This is a genomic window from Microcoleus sp. Aus8_D2 (assembly GCF_036702665.1).
Lineage (GTDB): Bacteria > Cyanobacteriota > Cyanobacteriia > Cyanobacteriales > Microcoleaceae > Microcoleus.
Map to the genome: position 1 here is coordinate 138,667 of NZ_JAUBUN010000015.1, position 10,811 is coordinate 149,477.

The following is a 10,811-nucleotide window of genomic DNA, read 5'->3' on the forward strand; positions in this document are numbered from 1 at the left end:
GGAGATATTTTTTGCATGAAGATCGGTAAACCGTAGGTTGGGTTGAGGAACGAAACCCAACCAAAATGTTTGTATCCAAACAAAACTGGTATTATAATCGACTGGTAGAAGTTATATAATCATCATGCAAGAGATAGAAACACCTAGATTGTATCTGAGACAATTTACGCCAGACGATTTAGATGAGCTGTACCGCATCTACAGCGATGCGGAAGTGATGAAGTATCTGAGCGAAGGCGTCAGAAATAGAGAAGAAACAGCAGCAGATTTATTTCAGATAATCGCAGATTGGGAAAAACACGCTTTCGGTTTGTGGGCTGTTGTCAATAAAGAAAATAACCAATTGATCGGCGACGGGGGGCTTCGCTTCTTAGGCAAAACACCTGAAGTAGAAGTCGGTTACGTGTTAGCAAAAGCGTATTGGGGGAAAGGTTTAGCATCGGAAGTTGCAGCGGCTAGCCTCAAGTATGGATTTGAAGTATTGAAACTAGAAAAAATTGGATCTGTTGCAGATACCGCAAACATCGCCTCGCGGCGGGTAATGGCAAAAGTGGGGATGAGATACCAGCATAACCTCGACGATTCCGATCGAGTATATTATTCAATCTCGCGAAAAATCTACCAGTCAAAAGTAGTTTAGTTTAGTTGAGGAAGTAAATTCAACCAAAATTTTTGTAGCAAGACTTATCAAAAGTGGTATCATAATATAGTGGTATTAATTATGCAATCAATAGAGACAGCCCGATTGTATCTGAAACAATTTACGCCAGACGATAAGTTGGCATGAAATATGAAAAAAATGCTCATTCTTACGAAACTGATGTAGTATATTACAATACGGTTTACTTAAGATGGTCATTGCGAGGAACGAAGCAAACGAGCGGGTCTATTTTGCATTAGTTTTCTCTGTTGTCATATTTTAAGTGAACCGTATTGTAGTATATTATTCTATTTCGCGACAAACTTACCAGTCTAAAGTATCTTCGTAGGGTGCGTTTCGATCGCACCTTACTACATTTCAATGACTGACATCATAAGTTGACATTATTGTCAGGAGACAACTACGAAGTCCTTTGCAATTGCTTGTTAACCTTAATAATCTTCTTATCAAAATACTCTTTTCTGTGTCCCAATCTTTTAGCCACTTCCAACCCCTTTTGATAGGCTTCCAAAGCTTTATCGTAAGCCTTCATTTCCTGATAAACTTGACCGAGATTGTCGTAAGCACTCATCAATCCGTACCAATTGTAAGCCCGTTCTTCCAACAACAACTGCATTTGATATATCCGCACAGTCGGTTCTAGCTGTTTTTGCGATCGATAAAGCAATGCTAATTTATCCAAAGCTTCGCTAGCTTGGGCGTATTGTTGAATGGGAACGGCTAAATTGTAGGCTTCCTGATAGTATTGAGCTGCTAAGTTGATTTGGCCTATAGTTTGGTAATCGGTGCCGATCGCAATTTTGAGCGGTGGTATAGCAGCCGGGTTTTGCAGGTTAAGATAGACAGATGCTAGTTTTTCCCGGGCTGCGATCGCCTTTAGGGGCTGTTTCGACTGCTGGTAAACGTAGGCCAACTGTCTGAGAGTATCCACCTCGGTAGGAGGAGTTACAGGCTGCGGTGGCGCGCCGTTTCCCGCCGTTACAGCAGCAATTGGTACAGCAGCATTAGCCGCAAATACAGCGCGGTTTTCCTGAATTAAAGTTGCCAATTCCTCATACACGGGAGCAGCTTTATCGTAACTCAGCCAATTGATGTGAATAAGTGCGATCGCCTTTAAAATCTGACCCTGAGCCAATATATCTTGATTTTGGCGCGCATTTTCAAGAATTTGTTGGTAAACTTCTACAGTCGGGCCTTTAGCGCGCACCTGCCCAAAAGCCACAGCCAATGCCGGCAGTAACTCAGTATTTACCGGCACTTGCGATTTAACTTGTTGGTGAATTGCTTGCAACCGTTTAGTAATAAGCTGAAGTTCGAGGTTTTTATTGCTACTCCAAGCCACACTTCCCACCCGACTCAAAGCAGCAATTTCCGCCGCCGGGCCGAGATATCGGCGCAGCCGCAATTCCCGGAACCAAATATCAAAAGCACCAGCCCCATCTCCAGCTTCCAGTTTAGCCGCTGCTTCTAAGTTTAACTGTTCCAAAGCCGCTGTCAGTTCGTCCCGCTGAGTGCTACTCAAAGATTCAGTAGCGGGTTTTAGGGGCTCGGGTGTGGTAATTTCTAGAGGATTAGGAGAAAATTGATCGAGGCCTGGTGGATTAGTTTGGGCCCTAGCAATAGAACCAGCACACAGCCACAAGAAAAGCAAGCACCCAAATGGCACAGAATTTCTCATTCTCAAAATTTGGTTGCCGCGATTCGGCATCCCTGCTCGAAACATCAAATTTTGCATATTTACAAAACGGTATAAATTATGTCACAAAGATGGCACAAAAGCCAACAGTTGAACAAGATCGACCAAATAAAACTTACCGCACTGAGCAATTGTTTTGATTTAAAGGCTTTGGGCGATCCTCTTGGAGGGCTTCGCCAACGCATTTTGCGCCTATTCAGTTTAGCTCTAATTTTCCTAACTGTATGCACAGCTTGCGCCCCTCCTCCCGCCGTTGCTAGAGACCGCTCTTTTCCTGAAATATCCCTGGACTTTTTGGGCGAGTACCAATTGCCAAAAATCAACTTTGAAGGAGCGCCAGTCGGCGGTTTATCAGGAATCACCTACGACCCCAAAGGTATTAGTGGCGTCACTTCTAAAGCTTATCGTTTTTACGCCCTTTCCGACGACCAAAGCGAAAACGGAGAAGCCAGATTTTACAGTCTCCGACTCGATCTTAAATCCAGCGATCCCGCCAATATTAGCCTCGAAAAAGTTTCTGTTGAAGGCGTTACATCCCTCAAAAAAGCAGACGGTGAAACCTTCCTTTGGGGTGCCATCAATCCCGAAGGCATCGCCCTGTCTCCTCGGAATTCAGTATTTGTCGCCAGCGAAGGCAGCCCTCCCTTTCTCGGAGAATTTGACCTTTCCACCGGGAAATTGCGAGGAAAATTGCCAATACCAAAGCGCTACATTCCCGATACCAGCGATGAAGAACAGCAGCAAGGAGTCCAGAAAAATTTAGGTTTTGAATCTTTAAGCATCGACCCAGAAACCTTTAGTCCGGGCGGTCTCGATCCGTTTCGGTTGTTTACGGCGACGGCAGCGCCGTTAACTCAAGATTTAGACCCAGAAAAAGCAAGCAAACTCCGTGTTTTACATTATATTATCGTCGATAAAACGCCGCAATTAGTATCAGAAAATCTTTACCAGCTAGACCAAGTTCCGATGACTGTTTTGAACGGATTAACAGAATTGGTAACGATTGGTGGAGGTCAATTTTTAAGTTTAGAGCGTTCCTTTGGGATATCGGGATACGGTGCTAAAATTTATCAAGTAGCGGTTGGGGCGGCGACGGATACTTCGAGGATCGAGAGTTTTAAGGGGCAACTAGGAATGGTTGAACCTGTGAGGAAAAAGTTACTCCTGGACTTGGGTGAATTGGGCATTCCGCTGTACAATTTAGAGGGAATGACTCTCGGCCCGCTGTTGCCAGACGGCAGTCAAAGTGTAGTTTTGGTGAGCGATGATAATTTTGAGGAAGCTCAGAAAACTCAGTTTATTTTGTTGAGTTTAAAAGGTAAAATTTAGGATAAGGTTTGTAGTGAGGACTTTAGTCCTAGCCATGGATGCGGACTAAAGTCCTCACTACAAACCTTTGGTTTATTCCTAAAATTAGTAAAAAAATCGGTTGTTAAACTTCTTCTATATGTTTACACGCCAGAGTTTTAAATTACCAGATATCGAACTTTCTTATCTAGAATGGAACTCACAAACAGGAACAGAAAAAGTTCCGCGTTTGCTGCTGTTGCACGGTTTAGCAGATAGTGCGGTTGTCTGGACTGGTTTGGGCAATTATTTGTCCAACCGCTATCATATTGTAGCGCCAGATATGCGCGGCCACGGAGAGAGCGGCAAACCGGAAACCGGTTATACTTTTGCAAGGGCGATCGCAGATTTGGAAGCTTTGATGGCACACCTCAACTGGCCGGATGCCCACATTGTCGGACATTCTTGGACGGGAAAACTAGCATTGATTTGGGCGCGGCAGAATGGCGATCGCATTTCCAGTACGATCTTAGTAGACCCAATCTTCATCACCAAGCTGCCCGCCGTGATGAAACTCACGCTACCAATTGTTTACCGCAAGTTAGACTGTCTCAAATGTATGGGCCCGTTTGCGACGTTAGCCCAAGCCGAAGCAGCAGCTAAACAATCGGGAGAATACGCCGGTTGGAGCCAAATGCAGCAAATGATATTCCAAAACCACATCGAACAAAAATCCGACGGAAGTTGGGGAAGTAAATTTACGATTCCCGCCAGAAATCAGATATTTACCGAAGTGATGGAAGTTGCCGGTTTAACGGAAAATATTGATATTCCGACTTTGTTCGTACAGCCGGAAACAGGCGTAAATCGCATGGATTGGCAAATGCAGCCCTACAAAACATACTTGCAAAATCTGACAATTGTCAAAGTACCGGGGAATCACTGGTGTTTTTTGACTCAACCGGAAACTTTCAATCAAACTGTGGCAGAATTTTTAGATGGCTGTTCGTAGTGAGGACTTCAGTCCTCTTAAAACTTGCGCAAAGGACTAAAGTCCTTACTACAAACGAGGACTAAAGTCCTTACTACAAACGAGGACTAAAGTCCTTACTACCAAGAATGAATTTAGAAATTATCGCACATCGCGGATTTTCGGCGAGCTCCCCTGAGAACACTTTAGCAGCATTTTCCAGGGCGATCGCCCGCGGAGCCGATTCGATCGAATTTGATATCCAGTTATCCGCCGACAGCGTGCCCGTCGTTTTCCACGACGCCACCCTCGATAGAATCACCGGAGTTTGCGGTAAAGTCAGGGAAACAAACCTGTCAGACTTGCAGACACTCAATGCGGGTAAATGGTTTAGCGATGAATTTTCCGATGAAAAAATTCCTACCTTGAAAGAAGCCTTAGCCATCCTGAAAAATGTTGACAAATTTCTCTACTTTGATGTCAAGCCGCACTGCGAATGGTCGGAGACAGAAGTCGCGGAGTTTGTCAATACTTTGCATGGTGCAGGAATCAAAGAAAAATGCCTTATTACCTCGTTTAGCGAGAAATTTCTCGGACAAGTGCGGCGGCTAAATGGCGATTTGGCGATCGGGCACATTGTTGCTAATCTAGAAGCGTACAACACTCAATTGTCTCAAGCTGTCGCCCATCGCGATAACTTGATTAGCAGCCTGTATCGCGTTTTGCTGGAAAACCCCGCACTAATTCCAGAAACCCGCAGTCAGGGAGTTGACATTGTGGCGTGGACGGTGGACGATCGCGCAGATATGCAAAAGTTAATTGATTTGGGTATAACTCGGATTGTCACTAATTGTTTGATATGATTTTTTTAACCGCAGATGTAGGCGCTTCGCCTGGACGAAGGGTACGCTTCGGAATGCAGATAAATATCAATACCTGTAGGGGCGGGTTTCACCAACAATTTTTTATTCACATCCACAATATCTATAAACCCGCCCTCACCAGGCGACTATCTCAAATCAATGAACTACTTTCGCCAAAGCATCCACGAAATGTCCGGCTACGTACCCGGAGAACAGCCACCGCTAGGCACAAAAATTATCAAACTAAATTCTAATGAAAATCCCTATCCGCCTTCTCCCAAAGCCTTAAAAGTGCTTCAGGAAATAGACCCAGAAATGCTGCGCAGATATCCAGATCCAACTGGCAAAAGTTTCCGCATCGCCGCTAGTAAAGCTTTGGGAGTTCCTGACGATTGGATTGCGGTAGGTAACGGCAGCGATGATTTATTAAACTTGATAGTTCGCGCTGTGGGCGAAGCTGGGAAACCCGTTGTTTGTCCCTCACCTACCTATGTACTGTACCGCACGCTGGCACAAATTCAAGATGCAAAATTTGTCGAAGTTCCTTATCCAGACGACTACAAGTTACCAGTAGATTGGCTAATAGCAGCCCGAGGTGCTGTGACATTTGTAGCTTCGCCGAACAGTCCCTCGGGAACAGCTATATCTGTTGCAGATTTGGAGAAACTGGCTCAAGAGTTATCGGGCATTCTTGTCATCGATGAAGCTTATGTAGATTTCGCAGAAAATGATGCTTTGGACTTGACAATAAACTACAGTAATGTTATAGTATTGAGGACGCTTTCAAAAGGTTATTCGCTAGCAGGATTGAGGTTGGGTTTTGCCATAGCAAATCCGACTCTATTGGCTGAATTAAATAAAATCAAAGACAGCTACAATGTGGATGCTATAGCTTATGCGGTGGCGGCGAGTGCGATCGCAGATTCAGACCACAAAACAGCCAACGCCGAAAAAATCAAGGCTTCCAGAGCAAAACTAGCCGTTAGTTTCAAGGAATTAGGCTTTGAAGTTTGGCCTTCGCAAACCAACTTTTTGTTAGTTAGGCCACCCAACGGCGATGCAGAAAGGATTTATCAAACACTCAAAGAACGGGGAATATTGATTAGATACTTTAATCAGCCGCGATTAGAAGACAAATTGCGAATTAGTATAGGTACAGAAGAACAAAATCAAATATTAATTAAAACCTTGAAAGAAATCCTCTAAATAACCACCCCAATAATACAGGTTCGTAGTGAGGACTTCAGTCCGCATCCATAAGGTTCGTAGTGAGGACTTCAGTCCGCATCCAAGAAGGACTCGCATTCCTCACTACAAACCGTTGGATTGCGGATAATTATTAGGATTATCGATCGCCAAACCGGCAGACTGAGCAATATTCAGCAACCTGTTGTCCGCCGAAACAAAAATTAGTTGAGTTTCTGGCATTGGTGTTAAAACAGATTGAACGTACAAACCCGATGCCAATTGTACAGCATCATAGGCGCGTAACGGGTATTGAATAACCAATTGACCCGCGCTTTCAATCAACGCTGGGTCAACTTCGATTACTCGGTATTGAGTATCAAAGTCATGGCGAAACTTTTCCAACAATAAATCGAGTTCACCAGCAGACAGACTTCCCTCGCGCTGACGGCGCGCAAACGCGCTGTGTACCTCCACCCATGTAATCTGACTAATAGCTAAATCGTTATTGCTAGCCACATCAGCAATTGATTGAATCCAACTACTTCCTATTTCTGGCACATATCGTTTAACCAAAGCGCTGGTATCTAGAAAATAAGCATTTACCACGGGCCGCGATCCTCGATAACTATTTCAGAGACAGATGTTCCCGATCTTCCCTTCAGTTTTTCAAACAGTTCGCGCCAATTCTTTTCGCGTCGCGCTAATTCGGCTGGATCAATTTGACTCTGCTGATTTGGCCAACGGATCAGTCCGCGTTTATCCATCAGCTTAATCGCCAATTCGCGATCGTTCTTAAGCTGTTCCCCTGGAACTTCCGGTACTATTTTGAGTAGCACAGTTTCCCCATCTTGAAAAGAGACAGAACTCAAGGGGCGAAAAACACCGTTTTCGTAGACAGCAGTAATAGTTTCTGGCATAATTAGCCTCTTAATTAAATGCTTAGACTTATTGTACTTCTTTTAGAGCTTGAAGTAGGGTGCGTCAGTTACGATTATTGTCGATACAAACCAACAATCTCAAAAATGACGCACCGGAAATGGTGCATCAGAATGATACTTTCGGTGCTGATTCCATAACCTCAAAACTGACGTACCCTACCACTAATGTTATCAGTCACTCCCCATTCTAAAATCTAAAATCGTCTTACTTCGTTGCTACCACAGCCAAATTCCAAGCCAACCGCTTCATCAAAGGCAGCTTCTTCAAAAATCCATCCAACCCTTCCAACCGAGAGTATTCCGGTTTCAATCTCTCCTGTTCAAGAATAATCTTTTTCCAATAACGCTCCTCATTCGGATGCACCTTTTCAATCAAATAAAAGCGTAAAAAAATCCACAGCGCCGTCAGCCAAAACGTATCGTAAGCTGTCTCCGAAAACAAAGACTTGACAAAATTCACAATATTAATATTCAAAGGAGTTTCATCCTCAGTCCGCACCTCAGTCGCCATCCTGCGGTAAACATTAATCACCGGATTGTGCTTCATCGGGTCCCAAAAACAAGCTTTGCCACCCGGTTTCAGGACGCGCTGCATTTCGCGAATTGCCTTTTCTGGTTCCGGCAAATGGTGCAGCAAATTGGAAGCATAAACAATATCAAAACTGTTGTCTGGGAAATCTAGCGCCATTGCATTGACAGTGCAACCTTCTATTTTGACACCGTTTTTTTCGGCCAATTTCAGCGCCACATCTACCATGCCCTGAGAATAATCTGCTGCCACACAATTAGCGCCTTTTTTAGCAAAATAAACGCTATTTTCTCCGGCGCCGCAGCCTAAATCTAACAGGCGTTTGCCTCTAATATCGCCCATTTGCTTGAGGATAAATCTATTTTCTGGGGCGGTGCAAGCTTCAAAGTAATCATTGACTCGAATGCCGTCTACATCGATGGTAGATGCCCAAGCATCGTGGAATTGTCGCTCTTTTTTTAATGTTTCTTCTTGCATTTTTAAATGGTTTATTTTGGTCTAATAATTAATTTTAAACCGCAGATGAACGCGGATTAACGCAGATTAGTTGAGATTGCATCTGCTTCGATCTGGGTTCGTCTGCGGTTGGTTTTAAGAAAGATGGCTGACAATTAATTTATCAGCGCTGTGCTTCTGCAACAACTTCATTTCTGATCTCAGTTGGCTTTTCAGGAATAGGCTGCAATGACACGTACAGGCGATTTAAGGCGCTGATGTATGCTTCTGCGGATGCGACGATAATGTCGGTATTTGCTGAGTGACCGGAAAATACTTTGCCTTCGTGGCGCAAGCGGATTGTGACTTCGCCGATCGCATCTATGCCCGCTGTCACCGATTGTACAGAAAATTCGATCAACTCGTTCGGTACGTTTACCACGCGGTTGATAGCCCTGTAAATCGCATCTACAGGCCCTGTCCCGATCGCAGCATCGGTCAATTCTTCTCCCGCCGGATTCCGCACCGTCACGGTTGCTGTCGGGCGAGATTTGTCGCCGCAGGACACCTGTACCAATTCTAACCGGAAAAGTTCGGGTGCTTGGTGGACTTCGTTGTTGGCGATCGCCTCCAAATCCCAATCGGTAATCTCTTTTTTCTTGTCGGCTAAATCTTTAAATTTGACAAAAGCCTTATTTAGCTCATCGTCGGCCATTTCAAAACCCAACTCTTTCAAGCGAGTGTGGAAAGCGTGGCGACCGGATAATTTGCCGAGTACGATTTGATTTTCCGTTAAGCCGATCGACTCAGCGTCCATAATCTCGTATGTCCGCTTATTTTTGAGCACCCCGTCTTGATGAATTCCCGACTCGTGGGCGAAAGCATTAGCCCCAACAATCGCCTTATTTGGCTGCACCAACATCCCCGTCAAATTGGAAACCAAGCGAGAAGTTTTGTAAATTTGGCGCGAGTCAATATTCGTCAGCGGTTCGTCAGAATCCGCAGCTCGGCCCAAGAACGGATTATAATATTGGCGCCGCACGTAAAGCGCCATTACCAACTCTTCCAAAGCCGCATTTCCCGCCCGTTCCCCAATCCCGTTAATCGTGCATTCCAACTGTCTGGCGCCATTTTTCACAGCTTCCAAAAAGTTAGCAACGGCCAATCCTAAATCATTGTGGCCGTGAACCGAAATGATTGCGCGATCGATATTCGGCACATTTTCCTTAATTCCCCGAATCAAAGCCCCATACTCGCTGGGAGTCGTGTAGCCCACAGTATCGGGAATATTAACAGTAGTTGCACCGGCGGCGATCGCCCGTTCCAGAACCTGATACAAAAACTCCGGTTCCGAACGACAAGCATCTTCCGGCGAAAACTCCACATCATCCACAAAAGACTTAGCGTAAGCCACCATTTCCGGCACAATTTCCAGAACCTCAGCCCGCGTCTTTTTCAGCTTATATTCCAAGTGAATGTCAGATGTCGCCAGAAACGTATGAATTCGCGCATTTACGGCTGGTTTCAGAGCTTCGGCTGCTGTTTTTATATCTTGTTGTCTCGCCCTTGCCAAACCGCAAATTGTCGGCCCATCTTCGGTACCAACCGATCGCGCTATTTTTTGGACAGCTTCAAAATCTCCCGTGCTGGTAAAAGGGAAACCCGCTTCTATCACATCCACGCCCAATCTCGCTAACTGGCGGGCAATAGTCAGCTTTTCATCCACATTCAGAGATGCACCCGGAGATTGTTCTCCGTCCCGCAAAGTCGTATCGAAAATAATAATCCGGTCTTGACTTGGTTGAGTTTTCATAGGTCTAAAAAAGTGTTCTCCTGATTTTTACTTGTCCGTTTTTCTGGGCACGCGAGCCACCAGTCAGTCGATCGATTTTAGATTTTAGATTTTAGATTTTAGATTTTAGATTTTAGATTAACTCCACAGATGAATCTGGAAGCTTGAACTTTGGTCTAAAATTTGGGGCTGCTCGCGACAGGAATCGGAAAGCAAGTATCTATTTTTTGGCGGGGTCAGCAGTCATGTGTTTCGCGCCCATAACCCATAACCCATAACCCATAACCCATAACCCATAACCCATAACCCATAACCCATAACCCATAACCCATAACTAATGACTAATGACTGCTGACTACTGACTGCTGACGCCAGGACTGCTGACTGCTGACTGCTGACTGCTGACTGCTGACTGCTGACTGCTGACTGCTGACTGCTGACTGCTGACTGCT

The 10,811-nt window shown here is 44.9% G+C and carries 10 protein-coding genes; 5 read left to right on the forward strand and 5 right to left on the reverse strand.

From position 1 onward, the window contains the following. Positions 1–124: 124 nt before the first annotated feature. A complete protein-coding gene (locus QUB64_RS14590; RefSeq protein ID WP_333274967.1) occupies positions 125–640 on the forward strand; it encodes a GNAT family N-acetyltransferase in 516 nt (171 codons plus the stop codon). Positions 641–1,061: 421 nt separating this feature from the next. On the opposite strand, the gene QUB64_RS14595 is transcribed toward QUB64_RS14590, so the two are convergent. Beyond that, complete coding sequence (locus tag QUB64_RS14595) at positions 1,062–2,339, reverse strand: tetratricopeptide repeat protein (RefSeq protein WP_333274969.1); 1,278 nt, start codon at positions 2,337–2,339, stop codon at positions 1,062–1,064. Positions 2,340–2,417: 78 nt separating this feature from the next. On the opposite strand from QUB64_RS14595, the gene QUB64_RS14600 reads away from it, so the two are divergent. From QUB64_RS14600 to hisC, 4 genes are all read left to right on the forward strand, one after another. Then, complete coding sequence (locus tag QUB64_RS14600) at positions 2,418–3,686, forward strand: esterase-like activity of phytase family protein (protein ID WP_333274972.1); 1,269 nt, start codon at positions 2,418–2,420, stop codon at positions 3,684–3,686. 118 nt (positions 3,687–3,804) lie between these two features. Further along, the gene (locus QUB64_RS14605; protein WP_333274975.1) at positions 3,805–4,656 is read left to right on the forward strand and encodes an alpha/beta fold hydrolase; all 852 of its coding nucleotides are present in this window, start codon (positions 3,805–3,807) and stop codon (positions 4,654–4,656) included. A 107-nt stretch (positions 4,657–4,763) separates the two neighbouring features. Continuing rightward, positions 4,764–5,477 carry a glycerophosphodiester phosphodiesterase gene (locus tag QUB64_RS14610; protein WP_333274978.1) on the forward strand — a complete coding sequence of 238 codons (714 nt, stop codon included), beginning with the start codon at positions 4,764–4,766 and terminating at the stop codon, positions 5,475–5,477. Positions 5,478–5,636: 159 nt separating this feature from the next. Further along, a complete protein-coding gene (hisC, locus tag QUB64_RS14615; RefSeq protein WP_333274981.1) occupies positions 5,637–6,683 on the forward strand; it encodes a histidinol-phosphate transaminase in 1,047 nt (348 codons plus the stop codon). Positions 6,684–6,788: 105 nt separating this feature from the next. Here the strand turns inward: hisC and QUB64_RS14620 are convergent, their stop codons facing one another. From QUB64_RS14620 to QUB64_RS14635, 4 genes are all read right to left on the reverse strand, one after another. Further along, a complete protein-coding gene (locus QUB64_RS14620; RefSeq protein WP_333274983.1) occupies positions 6,789–7,271 on the reverse strand; it encodes a type II toxin-antitoxin system VapC family toxin in 483 nt (160 codons plus the stop codon). Continuing rightward, the gene (locus QUB64_RS14625; protein WP_333274985.1) at positions 7,265–7,582 is read right to left on the reverse strand and encodes an antitoxin family protein; all 318 of its coding nucleotides are present in this window, start codon (positions 7,580–7,582) and stop codon (positions 7,265–7,267) included. Before QUB64_RS14625 ends, QUB64_RS14620 begins: the two co-directional genes overlap by 7 nt. Positions 7,583–7,808: 226 nt before the next feature. After that, the gene (locus QUB64_RS14630) at positions 7,809–8,609 is read right to left on the reverse strand and encodes a class I SAM-dependent methyltransferase (RefSeq protein ID WP_333274987.1); all 801 of its coding nucleotides are present in this window, start codon (positions 8,607–8,609) and stop codon (positions 7,809–7,811) included. A 142-nt stretch (positions 8,610–8,751) separates the two neighbouring features. Further along, positions 8,752–10,380 carry a 2-isopropylmalate synthase gene (locus QUB64_RS14635; RefSeq protein WP_333274992.1) on the reverse strand — a complete coding sequence of 543 codons (1,629 nt, stop codon included), beginning with the start codon at positions 10,378–10,380 and terminating at the stop codon, positions 8,752–8,754. Between the last annotated feature and the right edge of the window lie 431 nt (positions 10,381–10,811).